The sequence below is a fragment of the Fusibacter ferrireducens genome, assembly GCF_015352425.1.
In the GTDB taxonomy this organism is placed as follows: Bacteria; Bacillota; Clostridia; order Peptostreptococcales; family Acidaminobacteraceae; genus Fusibacter_A; species Fusibacter_A ferrireducens.
Genome location: NZ_JADKNH010000005.1, coordinates 244725 through 262043, shown reverse-complemented (window position 1 = coordinate 262043; position 17319 = coordinate 244725). Strand labels below are relative to the sequence as shown.

Sequence of the window (17319 nt, the reverse complement as noted above, 5' to 3'; positions counted from 1 at the left end):
TATCTTCTGCTTCTTAACTCGCTTTAACGTCTTCTAAGGGTGCATAGGTTTGATCAGACGTTTTATCCATCCAATCTCTGCCTTCAACGCGTCTTGTCACCATCATTGCCGCCACGGCATCTCCTGTGGCATTTACCATGGTTGCTATGGCATCTGTCAACATACCTATTGTGACGATAATTGGAATCACATCTGGATTAAAACCATAGAAACCTACAATAATCAGCGAACCCATCATGCCGCCGCCTGGAATACCACTAATAACCACACCACTCATAACAGAAATTGCAATAGCTGTTATCCAAGTGTTTAGCCCTGTAAATGGCATATTGAAAAGACCAAATAAGAAAGCAATCTTCATAAGTGTTGTCAGCGCGGTCCCATCCATATGAATCGTAGCGCCTAGTGGCAGTACGATATCGGATATGTCCTCTGGAACGCCCATACGCTTTGTGCCTGTAAGATTCGTTGGCAATGTTGCGATTGAACTCTGAGTCGCAAGAGAAGTCACGACTGCTGGTAAAATATTAGCATAATATGCTTTGATCCCACGTACACCACCTGCATAATACGCATAAGCCGTAAAACACACTAAAAAATAGACAATACAAATTGGGAAAAACATAATGACGGCTCTTGCATAGGCATTGATGAGCTCTGAACCATAAGTCCCGACTAGTGAAGCAAAATAAGCCCCCAAACCAATTGGCGCATAAAGCATGATGAGATTGATCATTTTCATAAAGGCTTCAGAACAAATATCTAAAAAGTCCGTCACAGGATTATTAATGAGGCCCCTTTCTTTAGAAACAAAACTCACACAGTAACCAAATGCAATGGCGAATATGATCAATGGCAACATTGCATTTCTAGAGAGAATCAAGTTGAAATCGCTAACCGTAAGCGCCTTAACCACTTGATCCATCATGTTCATTTGACTTGCTTCATCATACGTACCCATTTCAATACTAACGCCTTGTGCGGGTGGAACAACTGTCACAACTGCAATAATAAAAATAGAAGCTATAATACCCGTAATGAAGAATATTAATAATGCATTTTTTAAAATTTTACCAAGTCTTTTCATATTGGTCATCTTTGCAACTGAGCTCGAAAGACTAAAAAATACCAATGGCACCACTGCTGTAAACATTAAGTTCAAAAATATTTGACCAAAAGGCTTGAACATTTGAGCCTTTTCCCCCATGACCGCACCAACGATACACCCCGTAATGATACCTATTAATAGTAATATCATCGATTGATACGATTTAAAAATAGAACGCTTTGAAATAATCTCAGACATGTGAACCTCCCCATTTTAAAGTTTCTTCATCGGCGTCGACGCACCTATACTTAGTGCAATTCTGATGCCAAATGATAAGAAATCGTCATACACCTCTAAATACCCACTTCTCACCAAAATATTGCAAGGGTTCATATATATTAAAAGGGTTAAAGGGCGTTTTGGATCGCCCTTTAACCCTTTTAATTAAATTATCTTTATCTTTACTGGCACGCTCTAATCCATTCTATTCCCTTTGGTGAAATGGTACTGCCACCTCTTCCTGAACTGACAGAAATCAGTGCTTTATCCTTAAGTGTGTTCATAATGGCACGAATATCATATTCGCTTAAATAGAGCCCCACTTCAAAAGCTTTTTCAGAGATACTCCTCCTTCCAAGCCGCTTTCGCCTTAGAAAACTGTCATATAACAGTGTCAGTACAAATGATTCATGATCAGTCAATGCATCGACAATTTCATCATTGCCATCTTCACGGCATTTATCATTGAGCTCACCCTCAACAGGCCTTTGCATTGGTATATAATACGATCCCTGCACATCATCCATGTAGTGTGGCAAATCTTCCATTGAAATAATTGCTTTGCCTATATTGTCAAAAAACTCAATGCAATTTTTGAGTTCTCTAATATTGCCTTTCCAATCATAGGCCTTAAAAAAAGCAATGACCTCATCAGATAATAAAAAGTGGTAACCCTCTTTACTCTTTATGGACTCAATCAAAACGGTTATATCTTCTACGCGTTCTCTTAGAGCTGGTATGTGAAGTGGCAAAACATTGAGTCTGTAGAAAAGATCCTGTCTAAAAGTACCTCTTTCAACTTCTTTAAGCAGATTCTTATTCGTTGCTGCAATCACTCTAAAATTGACTTTGATAATCTTATTGCCACCGACACGCATCACTTCTTTCTCTTGAATAACGCGAAGCAATTTTGCCTGTAACTCTAACGGCATCTCGCCAATTTCATCTAAAAATAAAGTACCATTATGCGCAAGTTCTAAAATCCCCGACTTACCACCTTTAGAAGCACCCGTGAAAGCACCCGCTTCATAGCCAAACAATTCACTTTCAAGAAGATTTGATGAAATCGCAGCACAATTTATTGCCACAAATTGCTTGTCTTTAAAGGGAGAGGCATTGTGGATCGCCTGAGCTGTGAGTTCTTTTCCAGTGCCACTTTCACCTGTGATCAGTACAGCTGATTGTGAATTGCCCATGCGTATAATTAGTTTTCGAACATCTTCCACAGCTTTACTTTTACCAATAATATGATCTACATTATATTTAGCAATATGACCTCTATTGGCCAATTGCAACCTGAGCATATTCTGTTTATCTTCTTCAGATTCAAAGCTTTCAAGGAGCATATAAACACCATCAAGTGCATCTACTTCAAAATCCTCTAATCCTTTCACTGGGACGAATGAAACTGTAAGCATGTTGCCATTTACATTAATCAACTGATTTAATACGGGTTTTGGAGAACTTAAGTACCGGTTTATATCCATCTGCGGAAAAAGATCTTCTGCTTTAATCCCTAAAAGGGATTTGTTCTCGCCCACCATGCTTCTTGCCACTTGATTGCAATTCTCGATAATACCTTTGCCATTTATGCTGAGAACACCTTTATCCATGATGGAAAGCAACGTTTTAAAATGTCTGATGATATGGTTAGATTTGCTGATCAGAAATTCAACGCCGTGATTATAAGAGGCTAAATGCTCAAAATAATCAGCGACACGTGTACCAGAGAGCACATTCTCCATTTGCATTGCCACAGCAATTTCTAGGATTGTGTTTTTATCGATTTTTCGATGCCCAAGATCAATAATCTGCTCCACCCCGGGTGGTACCAAGCCTTTTTCGCCAGTGGTTACGGCTACTTTAAGGTCTGGAATCGAATTCATGTTAGGATATACAGGCACTAACTCAATACCTTCTACCCCTAATTGCTGAAGTGTTGCTATGGTTTCAATACACATTTCAAAGCTCAAGTTCACCAGCATAGCGCTCCCTAATATTGGTGTCCTCTTAATGAGTTCATAGCCTTCTTTAGAGATAGTCAGTTTGCATATGATGATTTCAATGTCATCTGACAAATGCTTTTTTAGTATTTCATATTGGGATATGGTACTAAACACCAAAGCATCTATTTTAGAAATCGTGTTGATATTATTGGCTTCAAAAGAGTAAGAAATCATGTCAAAGCCATCACCAAGCGCACTTCTAATCTGCCTGACATACTCTAGGCCAACTTCTCTACTCGATGTTACTATGCCAAGTCTTCTTCTCACAGCATCCCCCTTTTAATTTGATTTTATGTACTGAAAAGGTGTCAACCCTGTGGCTTTTTTAAACTCTCTTGAAAAATGAGCTTGATCGTAAAAACCGGCTTCTAGGGCAACTTTTGCAAGATCATTTTCACCCTTCAATAAATGCTTTGCGTAATTGACTTTAAGCTGTAACTGATAAGCACTGGGCGTCACATTATAAAGCTTTTTAAAACGTCTTATGAGACTAAATTTATTAAAATCGAATTCAGTTGCAATTTCATCTAGACTTAAACTGTCTAAAAAGTGTGCTTCTATATAAATTCTAATGCGTTCCATCACGAGATCTTTCTCTTTAGAAACTCTCACATCAATAGCATCCACAATCATGTTGATACAGTCTATGATTTCAACTTCTTTTAGAAAAGCATCTTGCTCTGATTTTAAAATACCCGTGAGTTCTTTGATTTTATTGTATTCTGGTTGTCCCAATTTAGCAATTCCAATTTTTAAGTCAGGACTTAAAGAGTCCATGAGGGCATCCCGAAAACTGTCCTCTAGATAAATCATCGTAAATGCCCAATTATGAATATCTCTAGGCTGACAATTATGGACGACATAAGGCATGATGATCACTGCATCACCAGCACCAAATTCATAATCTGCTTCGTTGATGGTCAAAATCGTCTCACCTTTTTCGATGATACCAATGGCGAGTTCTGAATGCAAATGTGGTTTGTAAGCGTGAGGATGCGAATCGTTGACTTTCACTTCAATCATGTCATAAAAGCGTGTGGTTTCAAATTTGCTTTTTCCCATAAGGTTACCTTCTTTCTCAGATTCACATCCACTGTGCTGGTTTAAAATAGCTTTACTCTATAAATTCGTTTTAGGCACCAAAGTCATGAACAGTACCTTGCCCTCTGCATCTGTTGTGCGTTCAATCCCATGAATATCGCCTTCATATCCTGGGAAAGCATTCTCAAAATCCTGACGCATGAGCAAGTAATCCAGTACAGATGAATTTTTAACAAATTCACCTTTGGCTTTATTTTCATAATCTTTATAAGTGTACATAAAAGATTCTCCACCCATGATCATTGGAATTCCCGGAGGATATGGCACCACCATGACACCTGCTGTATACTCTTGATCACTTGCTTTGATCTCATTTAAAGTTTTATAAGACACCAGCCCTTTTACAACACCATCATAAGCAGCCCTTGGCTTGACCACTTGTTTTGGAAGAGACTTAAAGGCAGCCTCCATTTTTTCAAGCAATTTCAACTGGCAAATGGCTTGATGCATCTCATCGCAGTGTGCTTTGAGTGTTTTATGCTCATATTGTTTCGGGTATTTATGGACCAGTGTTGGAAAAACATCTGATAACAAGGCATTTGAATCATACAAGGCTTTAAATTTTAAAAGCTCTGAGATTAATGTGCCCTGCTTACCCTTAGTCGTTCCAATTGAATTGAGCAATAGCCATGAGTAGTAATCCGATTTTTCACAGACGATGCCCTTATCTATTAAATAATTCGTTACAACTGCTGCTGGAATCCCTTGTTCTGTCGCTTTTACACCTTCCACCGAATTGAAACCAGGACAAGTAAACGTTATCTTTGTGGGGTCAAGCATTGCATAATCTGTCTTTATATCAAACCCATGCCAAGCTTTGTTATTCGGACCTATCAGCCAATTTTGTTGGTCAAGAAGCGTTTCAATCGTATCAGCTTCTCCAATTTCTGGTGGTTGCCATAAATCGAAGAACCACTTTTTCGTTTCATCTGTGTTAAAGGACTGTTCTTTTTTAATACTGACAATCTTGCGTCTCAGCTCAATAGCCTCACGAATGATGTTATCAAATACAACCTCACCATTATCATGCATCATTTTTGATGCCACTTCAAGTGAAGCTACCATATTATATTGTGGAGAGGTTGAACCGTGCATCATATAAGACTCATTAAATCTCGTCTTATACAATTCTGTCTTCTCAGCATCGCAAGCAATATCGTTTGGCAATTTAATATGAAGCATGGATGCTTGTGAAAAAGCGGTTAAAAGTTTATGCGTTGAATGCGATGCAAAAATAAGTTTATCCTCTTGAGGCTTCACATCCATGGAAAAGTGATCTTTATAGATCGGGTGAAACTTAGCATAAGCATACCAAGCCTCATCAAAATGCCAATTTTGAGCACAGTTTAACTTAGAAATCACCTTGGTCACATCATAACACACACCATCATATGTCGAGTTTGTAAGTGCAGACATTTTATAATAATCCTCACTTTTATTGGGGATCAAATCAAATTCGACCGGTCCAATAATCCCCATCTTATTTCTAAGTGGCACCATGTAATCTGGTTTTGCATCTGTGATCACCATGGCATAATTCAAAGATTTATGGCAATTCCGATCCACCAGTGTATTTTCATTTGCGGACACTTCACTCCTCCAGATAATCTGATTTACTGTGGAAGTGCCGTTGAGAACATAGTACGTTTCACTTGCGCCAAAGACGCTTGCGGAATACTTCTCAGCATCACCCGTGAGTCCGCTATGATCTAATAGCGAACCCAGTTCGGGCACTGAAATTGACAAATCAGCCCTGAGAACTTCTTCACCAAAGAACTTATGAAATGCCGTTCCTGAAGGACTTCTTAAAAAACCCTGTCCACCCATATGCCCCGGTGTATGCCACGCATACTTGTATTCATTCACATACCTCACAAGTTCAGAAAAAAAAGGTGGCAATGTCGCAGCGGTATAATCCAGAACATTGCGCTCTATTCGGCCCGATAAGAACTCAGGCGTATCAGTAAATTTCCAAACCGTGCCGTTAATTTGACTAAAAATTTCACTTGGTATTTCTGCCACCGAACCGTGGGATGTCATCAACAGAATCGGTATATTTTTATTAATTTGCCGAATCAACTCGACCAGAGCGCTTGCATGCATTCTATCGGAGAACTTATGGTTTTCACCATATCTCATAGCCATTTGATCCAGCCAAACGCCGTTCTTTAGACTCGTTTTTTCACGCGCTTCTTTCAAATCCCAATCCATTAAGACAGTTCCTAAATCTTCTCTTGATCTGACGATATCACAGGCATCCGTGTAGGATGATGAATAGATTATACTGCAATCTTGATCCTTAATCAATTTCTCCGCAATGCGATCTAACCAGATGCCCGAATCGTTTTTCATGCCAATTTGATCTGAAACGATCAGTATTGGCCACAACGCTTTATCCATTTTCTTCATGGTTACGCTCCTTATGTATTTGTATTCTATCAGTGTTTGCAACACATCTGATAGTCACATAGTCTATACCCATATTCATACAGATATACTCTATTTTCACATAAGGCGTTCCGTAAGTTTCGCTCATTTACAGTTTTTCAAGTACCTTTAAATCGTCCACCGTTAAAGCCACTTGGAATCGATAGCCACCGAGCACTTTAACAGGCGCAAAATCGCTGAGTTCGTGTTCAGAAGACACCACAAAGTTCAGTTGCGCGTCACCTTTAGACACCGTGGATACTTTTACATCTCTTGATTTTAACTGAACGAGCTCATTGACAAGCGGTTCGTCGTGTTTATCGCCCACAAGGTTAGGAAAATATCTCAACAGTGCAGAACCTGCAAATGTAGGCGAAGGCATTTCCGCATTTTCTTCATCTAAAAGAATCTGGCTCTCAATATAACGTTTCCCATTTACTGTTAACGTGGCGCCAAAATGTCCTGTGGGTGCCGCTTTGGATTCCAGTGCAAATGCTTTAGAAATGTGCGTTTCTCCCATTTGCTTTGGCCACCCTTGAATAAGCCCCCTTAAAAAAGCCTTGTCTTGGCTCACCCAAATATAAGGACAATATGCCATAGACTCTCCTTTATATGAAGCTGACATTAAAATAATCGTCTCTTTGTATTGACTTTCAACCGGATCAAGATATTCCTTGCCATCTTCAGACGCATATTGCCAATCCACAAAGTAGATACAGCATTTTGTGGATTCCAGTGTCAATGGTTCTGGTAAGTATGCTTCAATTAGGGCACGATCCGCAGTGTATTCAATCGCAACAACGTCGCCCACGTAATGCCAAGGCGGATGTGGTACCAGACTTGCCTTGCCCTTTGGCGTTCTTGGTAATGTGTAACCTTTAATCATAATAGACCTCCTTCAATTGTAATAGCCACTCGGAATAAAAAGAAACTATCCCACTATCATTAGAAATAGTCTATCAGAAATGGATTCATGCGGATTGTACAAAATTGATTTTACTTTAATTTCAACAGAGGTTGAATGCCACTTTGAGTTGCAATGTAGGCGTCTAGTGCCTCTAAAAATTTATGAGTTGCATCCATTTTACGTTTTCTGCCAAGTAAATAGTAAATGCGTTTATCTGTTGGACCATCCTTGATTTGGTGTATTTTTATTTTCTCACTCAAACTGAGTTGAGTCGCCGCAGAGGCAGGCACAATAGCCCAACTTTCTTCTAGTATCAAAAAATGCTCCATGAGCGACATTTTATCCAGAAATACACGCGGTTTTACAGCACTCCCAAACCAGTACTCATGCCACATCTCATATTCCGGATTCCACGGTAACTTTATTTGCTTACTCGCATCTAAATCCGAAGGATGTACCACCTGTGGATAAGCCGCACTTTCTGAACAAACAAATAACATTTCTTCCTCATACGCGGGAATGGTTTCAATATGTCTTGAAAACATTTGATCTGAAATGAAAGCCAAATCTATGAGCCCATTTTCCAGCTGTTCATAGGCTTCAAATGAATGCAACGTGCGAATCGTCAAGTTCATCCCTGGAGCATTCCTCAAAAAAGACTGGCAAACCCATGGCATAATATATGTACTCACACTGTCTAATGATGACACGTTTAAAATAATACTATTGTCTTTAATAGGCACATTGAGGCTCTCCATCCAAAGGTGCTTCCACTGCTCTGCAATTGGGATAAAGTGACGTCCTGAATCTGTTATTTCAACACTTCTAATGCCCTTTTGCCTCAAAAAAAGTTCATATCCAAGTTCTTTTTCTAAAACCTTTATCCTTCTGCTCAATGCAGGTTGTGTGACAAACAGGGCCTCAGCCGCTTTTGTGATGCTTCCGTATTGAATAACTGCAAGAAAAGCATCAATTTCAAGATGTGTCATAAACAACCTCCTTCAAATGCAATCGTTTGATTATAATATTAAGTATAGTGCATATTATATTGAATAAATAAGCATTTTACAATTAAATTTCTTAAAATTATAATGGGAGTGCATCAGAATAATCCATCACATTCCCTCAGGAGATTCATTTATGGGAAAAAAAGTTAACCTCACAGAGGGACCTATTCAATCACAACTCATCAAATTAGCACTGCCACTACTCATCGGCAATATTATCCAACAGCTCTACAATACGGTAGATACGATCATTGTTGGCCGATATGTTGGTGAAAATGCATTTGCTGCATTAGGTGTTGCCGGTACGGTTATGAATCTCTTCATATTTGTCATTGCTGGTGGATGTACTGGTGTTGCTCTTATTGTTGCCACTTTGTATGGAAAAGGCGATTATAATACTCTAAGACGCGAGCTTTTTCTATCTATAGTACTTGGAATCGCTTGTACTCTGAGCTTGAGCATTGTAGCAATCACTTTTATGCCTATTTTGTTAAAGGTTATTCATACCCCTTTAGAAATAACAGCCTACACAAGACAATACCTGAATATCATCTTTATAGGATTACTAGCTACCTTTATATACAATCTTTTATCGGCCACCATGAGAGCAATTGGCAACACTCAAATAGCACTCTTTTTTTTAATTTTTGCCATGCTCCTTAATATATTTTTAGATTTATTACTGGTAGCCAAATTAAACTTTGGCATTGCAGGCGCTGCATGGGCAACTGTGATTTCTCAGCTTTTATGTGCAGGGCTATGTCAACTTTATATACTAAAGCAACTTCCCTTTTTAAAGATCCGACCAGAAGATATGCGCTTTGATTCAAGTCTCATCCATAAAACAGCTCAATTTGCATTCATATCTGCACTGCATCAATCCAGTCTTTATATTGGAAAACTACTGGTACAAGGTGCTGTAAACAGTATTGGTTTTGCTGCCATTTCAGCATATACAGCAACGACCCGAATTGAAGGCATCGCGCAAGCTTTTGGCAACAGTGGCGCAGAATCCATTTCAGTATTTGTGGCACAAAACACAGGTGCAGGCAATAGAGCACGTTCTATCAGTGGCTTTAAAAAAGGGCTCTTCTTGCTAACCGCTTTGGGCTTATTCATCTCAATCATGATGCTTTTTAACGCACGACTCTTATTAAAATTGTTTATATCCAACGCCAACGAAGAAGCAATTGCACTTGGCATCCGTTACATCCAAATCATCTGCTGTTTCTACTTTTTATGCTTTATCGGCAGTGCCTTTGTGGGCTACTTTCGAGGCAGTGGACAAGTTAAAATTCCCTTTTTAGGAACAACCCTGCATATTACCATCCGCGTTATTTTATCTTATGTATTGGTATCGAAATGCGCTTTAGCTGCAGTTGCACTTGCAACTGGCATCGGTTGGATTGCTGTGGTTGCCTTTCAGGTGATTGTCTATTCGAAAGTCCATTCAGAAATGTATAAAGACTAATGTGAGCAACTCCTAAAAATAACCCCTGAAATTGTAGAGCGCATGTAAATTGACCAACTTTTGAGTAATAATTTAATGATTTGTATAATGTATCAATCCCTTTAGAGGTATTATTGAATACTGTAACTTGAATATTAGATGGCGCCACATCATAGATAACCAAGTGGTCAATTACCATTACTCCTTAATCATATTAAGTGCTTTCAATGCTTTAAGCGCTTCTTCTCGTGTTGTGACATTGGGTACAATACAGTACCCATCAGTCCCACTCCAATGTCCATGATCTGGAATTCTAAAAACATCCTTTTTGTTTTCTGCAATATTATCCCAAACGACTAATGCAAAATGTTTAAAGAAAGGTTCAGAAATGATATTACCGAAACTATACATCGGATCTCTATCTGTGTCCAATTGATATGATAGACCACTTAAATTTAAATGTGTACTTATTTTTATATCCCATATCACTTCACCTTCTGTTACATCGTAACCCTCTACACCAATATGACCATCAAACGCATCATCACCTATATTAATTTTATATAGTCCATCAATGTGAACTTTAGTATATTCAAGATAATTAGGATCATCTAGCTTGATTTCAATGGCCTCATAAGTTTTATGAAATGGAATCGGTATTAAATGGAGTACAATCGCAAATAGCACTACTAGTGTGATTATTTTTTTTATTCTCTTCTGTTTAATCTCATTCAATGTAAAGGCTCCTTTTATTTAGACATACATGGCTAGGGTGTCAAAAGTCAAAAATTGGACAACACCCTAACGATACATACTTTTTAGAAATTGAAACAGGACCACACAAATAATCAGAATTATCGTGGTCGACACTAAAGTACGTACAAAGACTTTTTGATGTGCTTTTCTATACTTTGACTTAAATGTAATCAGCTCTAATAACATCACTATAGATATCCCTGCAAATACCAAACTCACGGGCAAAAAGAAGGAATATGCCACACCCATTGGCCCTGCTTCAACGATCGCATCGTAAATGGATATACAAAATACGACAAACCCTGTGCCATTTAAAATGGCTAATCCGTGCTCAAACGAATATGTATCTTCCCAAATTTCCTTTTTCTTGATATACCATAAACATAGAGCCAAGACCGTCATTAGAAAAAAATAAATCGAAAATATGTTCCCTAAAACCGTGATGTAAATGTCAATAAAAGTAATTAAAAATTCTGCCAAATTATGTATTAAAAAACTCACCCGATTTCCTCCCTATTTAATTATTGATAACTTCCTTTATTTTACCATAATATACTTTATTCTTCAATTTTGAAGATCGTGTCACAATTTCTGTCCAACTTTCACTAACGCCTTTCATCTCCAATTCTTTAAAAATCATAAAAATAGCGCCTCATATTGAATACTCAAGACAAATACGAGACGCTTTTAATACATCTAATTAAACTTCAATCATTAAACTTCATATCATTAAACTTTATGACTTATAGGATCTTACTAAAGAACGCTTTTGTTCGCTCTTCTTTCGGATGATCAATCACATCTTCTGGTGTACCTTCTTCGCAGATTACACCGCCATCCATGAAAATCACGCGATCTCCCACTTCTTTTGCAAAGCCGACTTCATGTGTTACCACGATCATGGTCATTCCTTTTTTAGCAAGGTCCTTCATAACTTCAAGAACCTCTCCAACGAGTTCTGGGTCAAGTGCTGAAGTGGGTTCGTCAAAGAGCATAATCTTAGGTTTCATCGCAAGTGCTCTGGCAATGGCGACCCTTTGTTGTTGGCCTCCTGAAAGTCTAGAAGGGTATTCATCCTTCTTATCATAAAGACCAACGGATTTGAGCAATTCTTCTGCATCCTTAAGTGCTGTGGCTTCATCCACTTTTTTAACGAGCATAGGTGCCTTCATAACATTTTCAAGTGCCGTCAAATGTGGAAATAGATTAAACCGTTGAAATACCATACCCAGCTCCATACAGAGTTCCTGTGCATGTTCTGGGCTAATCTTAATCATATCTTTATCATTTTCTCTTTTATCCGCAAGTTCACCATCAATATATATTTCACCAGATGTGATGCGCTCTAAATGATTCATACATCTGAGCATGGTTGACTTACCAGAGCCACTGGCACCTAAAATACAGACGACCTCATTCTCATTGACTGAGAAATTAATGCCTTTTAAAACTTCTAATTTTCCAAATGATTTATGCACATCAACCACTTGTATCATCTCTTTACTCATAAGCACCCACCTTCTTCTCAAGCTTATCGAATCCAAACTGAATAATAGAAGTCATCAGCAAATAAACACATGCTGCATAGACATAATAAATCCAATTGCCTGATGAACTACTCATCGTTTTAGTGGTTCTGAGCAGATCTGAAATCGCCACGGTTGAAGCAAGTGAGGTATCTTTAATTAACATGATGAATTCATTGCCCACAGAAGGCAACAATCTCTTATAGGATTGAGGAATAATGATCTTAAACATGGCTTGATTATAGCTCATGCCCAAAGCCTTTGATGCTTCTAATTGCCCTTTATCAATGGATTCTATACCCGCTCTGAAAAATTCTGCCATATAAGCCGTTGAATTGAGACCAAAAGCGACAAAACACGCCATCAATGGATTTATCGGAAAAGGATGTCCTGTTAAATCTTTAATGATCAAAGGCATCGCGTAATAAATCATGAACAACTGTAGTAATAACGGTGTGCCTCTAAAGAACCACACATAAAGCCATGAAATCTTATTGAGTATCCTGTTGTGGGATATACGGCCCAAAGCTACTAGCATGCCGCAAACAGTACCGATTATAACCGCGACAATCGCAATAATGATCGTATAGCCTGTCCCCTTTATAATTGCTTGAATTTGCACTTCGTTTAACATTTTAACTCCCCTACCTTTTATACTCCGAATATTATTAAGATGACCTGCCACCGGGAGTGACAGGTCATAATTTTACATCTATTCATTTTACGCGCTCTCTAGATTACATCTATCAGAATATGTGCTCTATTCGATTACTTTAATTTCAGCATCAATATTAGTTGCAAAATCTGCTGAGAACCACTTTTGAGAGATCTCTGTCATCTTCCCACTATCTTGAAGCGCTTTTATCCCTGCGTTGACTTTTTCAAGTAACTCTGTATTCTCTTTTGCCATACAAATCCCTATTGGTTCATTAGATAAAAGACCCGATGTGATATTGAAAGACTCAGGATCTGTTGAGATATAGAAGCCACCCACTGAACTATCCACTAAAATGTATTCAATCGAACCACCCTTAAGTGCTGCAAACGCCTCCATTACTGAATCAAATTGAGATAGTGAAATATCTGTGCCATCTGCAATGAATTTTTTGGCAGCGATATCCGCTGTTGTCTCAAGCTGAACGCCGACCTTCTTGCCATCGAGTTGGTCAATTGAAGTTGCCTGCTCACCATCTGCCGCTGATACGATGACAATTCCATTTGAAAGGTATGGATTTGTCATCCCAAAACCTTCGATACGATCTGGTGTAATACTTACACAAGATATGATCATATCGTATTGTCCCGTATTCACGCCGTTGAAAATACCATCCCATGCAGTAGGTACATACTCAATTTCAACACCCATTTCCTCTGCAAGTGCTTTGGCAAAATCCACATCGAAACCGATCAGCTCATTGGTTGCTTCTTCATGATACTCAAAAGGTGGATACGCATCGTCCGTTCCAACCTTGATCACCAATTTCTCTGGTGCTGCTTCTGGCGCAGGTGCTGCGGCTTCATTAGTTGATTCTGGCGCCGGCGCTGCTGCATTTGCTTCTTTTTCTTTAGGTGCACAACCTGCAAGTCCAATTGCAAGCATCATAACCATAATTACTGCTAATATCTTTTTCATCGTATCCCCCTTAGTTAATTTAAATACATATTTAAGCATATTTATTCAACTCTTTCAATTAATATACTCGCATATTGCTTAAATATCAAGTGTTTTTTGTATTTTTTTTGAATATACATAAAAAAACACCTTTTCTCCGCCATTTATACACAAATGATATTTCACACAAATGTATAATCATGCATAGAAATGATGTTTTTATGCCAAACATGTTTCTAATTAAATTAACGAAACGCAATTGTATTTTACCCAGTCGAACCTAGTACTACAGCCATCACTATTCGATTTTACAAGTTGCGCTGTGCGAGTGCCACAATCTCATGAATATGCAGAGGCGTTGTTCTACAGCACCCACCGATAATCTGGGCACCTTTCTGATGCCATTTCATTGCATCCATTGCATAATGTTCTGATTTGGAACACCCATGCCAAGACTTTTCTATTGCATCATAGTGTTCCCCAGAGTTTGGATATACAATAATAGGTTTATCTGTACCCCTTCTGATGGCTTCAATTAGAGCTTCCATATATTCCGGTGCTGTACAATTCACACCTATAGCGGCAACCTGAGATTTGTCATTCAACCATTTTGCACAGTCCTCTATGCGCTCACCACTGTTGATGTGTTGTCCATCTTTTGCACTAAAACTAATCCAAGCGTACATCTCAGGATATTCACCAAGCACATCGACAATTGCCTGTGCCTCCACGAGACAAGGAATCGTCTCACACGCCAGAATGTCCGGACCAGCGCCAACAAGCGTCTGCATACGTCTCTTGTGAAATTCTGAAAGTGCCTTTTTATCGAGTCCATAATTGCCACGGTATTCTGATCCATCGGCAAGGTAAGCCCCATAAGGTCCTACTGATGCCGCAACAAGCGGTTTAGGTCTCCCCTTTTGATTTTCTGCATTGGACCAAAATCGATCTCTTACGCCTTTTGCAATTTCAACAGATGATGCAATCAACCTACCTGCTTCGGCTTCACTGACACCTCTTTTCATAAAACCTTCATAAGTGGCTTGATAACTTGCTGTAATCACGCAATCTGCACCGGCCTTATAGTAATCCTCATGTACTGCTGCAATCAAATCTGGGTTTTCGATGAGTATTTTAGCAGACCATAGCGGATCGTTAAGATCACATCCTTTTTGCTCTAACTCCGTTGAGAAGGCACCATCCAGTACCATCATTGGATAATCTTTTAAAATAGACTCTATTGGATTCATATTGAACACTCCTTAAGTATTTTTCAGAATATTTATAGTTAACATCGTATCACACCCACTGGACAATTTCATCGTTATTTTCTAGATTATGCGTCAGATTTTAGTTTGACAATACTTATATTGAGGTATCAATTATGTATAAGGGGGGCATTGCTTATGAATTCTATATTTAAAAAATCTATCGAACTCAACATGAAAATCGAAAAATTCTTAGACACCATTTCACAAAGTCTTTTACTCCTTGAGAAAGCCATTGCAGCTCATCTTTCAGAAGATTATGAAGCATTTGAAGAAACCTTTGGCCGTATACGCACTTTAGAAACCGAAGCAGACAATCTAGAACTGGAAATCAAAACGTCTCTTTACAAGTTTATGTTGCTCCCAGATACACGTGCCGACGTGCTCTCACTTGTAAAAAGCCTTGATAATATCATCGACGCCACTGAAGAAATCTCAAAAGAATTCCACATTCAAAAACCTGTCTTTCCAGATGTTCTAGATAAGGATATTCTTGCACTTGTTGCCAGCACCATAAAAGCTGCTGAATTTTTACTGTCTGCAGCCAGAGCTTTCTTAAGCGAATTATACATGGCATCCTCACATATCAGCAAAATAAAATTTTACGAGCACGAAACGGATATTTTAGAAGAAAAAATAAATTATGCACTTTTCAACGATCAAATCGTTTCTTCTCTTGCAGAAAAGAGACAGCTTAAGGCATTCACAAGCATGATTGCAGGCATCTCTGATGAAGCAGAATTAATTGGAGACAAACTTTCTATTTTCATCATAAAAAGAGAGATTTAGGTGATTTTATGAATATGACTCTATTTTATATTTCAAGCGGTTTATTTCTCGGATGGTCTTTAGGCGCAAATGATGCCGCAAACCTTTTCGGTACTGCCGTTGGCGCTAAAGTCATCAAATTTAAAACAGCAGCCATCATCATGAGCATCTTTGTTATAATCGGCGCTGTCAGCAGTGGCTCAGGTGCCAGTCATACACTTGGTAAGCTCGGTGCTATTACGTCTCTTCCAGGGGCTTTTGTTGTTGCGCTTGCTTCTGCTTTCACAGTTTTCATCATGACTCGATATGGACTGCCTGTATCAACTTCTCAATCCATCGTCGGCGCCATTATCGGTTGGAATCTCTTTTCTTCTAATCCAACCAGTATTGCAGTGCTCACTAAGATTGTACTGACTTGGGTTTTATGCCCTGTGCTTGCTGCGATATTCTCTATTATCTTTTATAAACTCTTTATCCGAAAAACCAGAAAACTCAAACTCAACATTTTCATGAGACATTATTATATTCGCACTGGACTCATTGTCGTCGGCGCCTTTGGTTCATATTCTCTAGGTGCAAATAACATTGCAAATGTCATGGGCGTTTTCACTAATTCGATCACACTCCCGCCATTAGATCTTTATTTCTTTACGATCAATCAGACAGAAATCTTGTTCTTCTTAGGCGCTGTGGCAATTTCAGTCGGCATATTCACTTACTCGCATAACGTCATGGCAACTGTAGGCAACAGTATTTATAAGATCTCACCTTCCAGCGCTCTTATTGTGGTCTTATCCAGCTCTTTTGTCCTGTTTTTATTTGGTTCGGTTTCCCTTCAACATTTGCTCATTTCCCTACATCTGCCTACGATCCCACTTGTGCCTGTATCGAGTTCTCAGGCGATTGTAGGATCAATTATCGGGATTGGTCTTGCAAGAGGGGATAAAAACATCAATTTGAAGAAGCTGCGTAACATCTCTTTTGGGTGGTTGTTAACGCCAATGCTTTCCATGATTCTCGCCTACATCAGCTTGTTTTTTATGCAAAATGTATTTATGCAAGGCGTTTATTGATGATCAACAGTGAGGCTGTGAGTTATTCGTGCGAAATCTCTATAAGTCTACTGTATAGACATACAGTAGAAGTACAAGTATATGTATATGC

15 protein-coding genes are annotated in these 17319 nt (G+C 38.7%); 3 read left to right on the top strand and 12 right to left on the bottom strand.

Annotated features, from left to right (window positions below):
- Nucleotides 1-13 precede the first annotated feature (13 nt).
- The 6 genes from ISU02_RS10035 to ISU02_RS10010 form a co-directional block, all read right to left on the bottom strand.
- Complete coding sequence (locus ISU02_RS10035) at nt 14-1306, bottom strand: dicarboxylate/amino acid:cation symporter (protein ID WP_194701689.1); 1293 nt, start codon at nt 1304-1306, stop codon at nt 14-16.
- Nucleotides 1307-1509: 203 nt separating this feature from the next.
- Nucleotides 1510-3600: a sigma-54 interaction domain-containing protein gene (locus ISU02_RS24310; RefSeq protein ID WP_194701688.1), complete on the bottom strand. Its 2091-nt coding sequence runs from the start codon at nt 3598-3600 to the stop codon at nt 1510-1512.
- A gap of 12 nt (nt 3601-3612) precedes the next feature.
- Entirely contained in the window at nt 3613-4395 is a 783-nt protein-coding gene (locus tag ISU02_RS10025; protein ID WP_194701687.1) for a helix-turn-helix domain-containing protein, read from the bottom strand.
- Nucleotides 4396-4452: 57 nt separating this feature from the next.
- Nucleotides 4453-6843 (bottom strand): Orn/Lys/Arg family decarboxylase, encoded by a 2391-nt coding sequence (locus tag ISU02_RS10020; protein ID WP_194701686.1) that lies wholly within the window; start codon nt 6841-6843, stop codon nt 4453-4455.
- 127 nt (nt 6844-6970) lie between these two features.
- Nucleotides 6971-7747: an acetoacetate decarboxylase family protein gene (locus ISU02_RS10015; protein WP_194701685.1), complete on the bottom strand. Its 777-nt coding sequence runs from the start codon at nt 7745-7747 to the stop codon at nt 6971-6973.
- A gap of 110 nt (nt 7748-7857) precedes the next feature.
- A complete protein-coding gene (locus ISU02_RS10010) occupies nt 7858-8757 on the bottom strand; it encodes a LysR family transcriptional regulator (protein WP_194701684.1) in 900 nt (299 codons plus the stop codon).
- A 151-nt stretch (nt 8758-8908) separates the two neighbouring features.
- Between ISU02_RS10010 and ISU02_RS10005 the strand changes: the two genes are divergently transcribed.
- Nucleotides 8909-10246, top strand: coding sequence for an MATE family efflux transporter (locus ISU02_RS10005; RefSeq protein ID WP_194701683.1), 1338 nt, complete (start codon nt 8909-8911; stop codon nt 10244-10246).
- 177 nt (nt 10247-10423) lie between these two features.
- Here ISU02_RS10005 and ISU02_RS10000 read toward each other — a convergent pair whose 3' ends face one another.
- The 6 genes from ISU02_RS10000 to mmuM all read right to left on the bottom strand — a co-directional run bounded on the left by ISU02_RS10000 (nt 10424) and on the right by mmuM (nt 15369).
- Nucleotides 10424-10960 carry a hypothetical protein gene (locus ISU02_RS10000; RefSeq protein WP_194701682.1) on the bottom strand — a complete coding sequence of 179 codons (537 nt, stop codon included), beginning with the start codon at nt 10958-10960 and terminating at the stop codon, nt 10424-10426.
- 66 nt (nt 10961-11026) lie between these two features.
- Nucleotides 11027-11482, bottom strand: coding sequence for a hypothetical protein (locus ISU02_RS09995; RefSeq protein ID WP_194701681.1), 456 nt, complete (start codon nt 11480-11482; stop codon nt 11027-11029).
- Between the two features lie 242 nt (nt 11483-11724).
- Nucleotides 11725-12489, bottom strand: a complete 765-nt coding sequence (locus tag ISU02_RS09990; RefSeq protein ID WP_323985035.1) for an amino acid ABC transporter ATP-binding protein — start codon at nt 12487-12489, stop codon at nt 11725-11727.
- Nucleotides 12482-13141 carry an amino acid ABC transporter permease gene (locus tag ISU02_RS09985; protein ID WP_194701680.1) on the bottom strand — a complete coding sequence of 220 codons (660 nt, stop codon included), beginning with the start codon at nt 13139-13141 and terminating at the stop codon, nt 12482-12484. The genes ISU02_RS09990 and ISU02_RS09985 overlap by 8 nt, the downstream gene beginning before the upstream one ends.
- Nucleotides 13142-13267: 126 nt before the next feature.
- Entirely contained in the window at nt 13268-14140 is an 873-nt protein-coding gene (locus tag ISU02_RS09980; protein ID WP_194701679.1) for a substrate-binding periplasmic protein, read from the bottom strand.
- A gap of 287 nt (nt 14141-14427) precedes the next feature.
- A complete protein-coding gene (gene mmuM / locus ISU02_RS09975) occupies nt 14428-15369 on the bottom strand; it encodes a homocysteine S-methyltransferase (RefSeq protein WP_194701678.1) in 942 nt (313 codons plus the stop codon).
- A gap of 156 nt (nt 15370-15525) precedes the next feature.
- On the opposite strand from mmuM, the gene ISU02_RS09970 reads away from it, so the two are divergent.
- Both ISU02_RS09970 and ISU02_RS09965 read left to right on the top strand, forming a co-directional pair.
- Complete coding sequence (locus ISU02_RS09970) at nt 15526-16176, top strand: DUF47 domain-containing protein (RefSeq protein ID WP_194701677.1); 651 nt, start codon at nt 15526-15528, stop codon at nt 16174-16176.
- A gap of 8 nt (nt 16177-16184) precedes the next feature.
- The gene (locus ISU02_RS09965) at nt 16185-17228 is read left to right on the top strand and encodes an inorganic phosphate transporter (RefSeq protein ID WP_194701676.1); all 1044 of its coding nucleotides are present in this window, start codon (nt 16185-16187) and stop codon (nt 17226-17228) included.
- The last annotated feature ends 91 nt before the right edge of the window (nt 17229-17319 follow it).

Coding starts and splice junctions, on each gene's coding strand:
- ISU02_RS10005 (WP_194701683.1), top strand. CDS start 8,909: ATGGGAAAAAAAGTTAACCTCACAGAGGGACCTATTCAATCACAACTC.
- mmuM (WP_194701678.1), bottom strand. CDS start 15,369: ATGAATCCAATAGAGTCTATTTTAAAAGATTATCCAATGATGGTACTG.
- ISU02_RS09965 (WP_194701676.1), top strand. CDS start 16,185: ATGAATATGACTCTATTTTATATTTCAAGCGGTTTATTTCTCGGATGG.
- ISU02_RS09980 (WP_194701679.1), bottom strand. CDS start 14,140: ATGAAAAAGATATTAGCAGTAATTATGGTTATGATGCTTGCAATTGGA.
- ISU02_RS10025 (WP_194701687.1), bottom strand. CDS start 4,395: ATGGGAAAAAGCAAATTTGAAACCACACGCTTTTATGACATGATTGAA.
- ISU02_RS09990 (WP_323985035.1), bottom strand. CDS start 12,489: ATGAGTAAAGAGATGATACAAGTGGTTGATGTGCATAAATCATTTGGA.
- ISU02_RS10020 (WP_194701686.1), bottom strand. CDS start 6,843: ATGAAGAAAATGGATAAAGCGTTGTGGCCAATACTGATCGTTTCAGAT.
- ISU02_RS09970 (WP_194701677.1), top strand. CDS start 15,526: ATGAATTCTATATTTAAAAAATCTATCGAACTCAACATGAAAATCGAA.
- ISU02_RS10015 (WP_194701685.1), bottom strand. CDS start 7,747: ATGATTAAAGGTTACACATTACCAAGAACGCCAAAGGGCAAGGCAAGT.
- ISU02_RS10010 (WP_194701684.1), bottom strand. CDS start 8,757: ATGACACATCTTGAAATTGATGCTTTTCTTGCAGTTATTCAATACGGA.
- ISU02_RS10035 (WP_194701689.1), bottom strand. CDS start 1,306: ATGTCTGAGATTATTTCAAAGCGTTCTATTTTTAAATCGTATCAATCG.
- ISU02_RS09985 (WP_194701680.1), bottom strand. CDS start 13,141: ATGTTAAACGAAGTGCAAATTCAAGCAATTATAAAGGGGACAGGCTAT.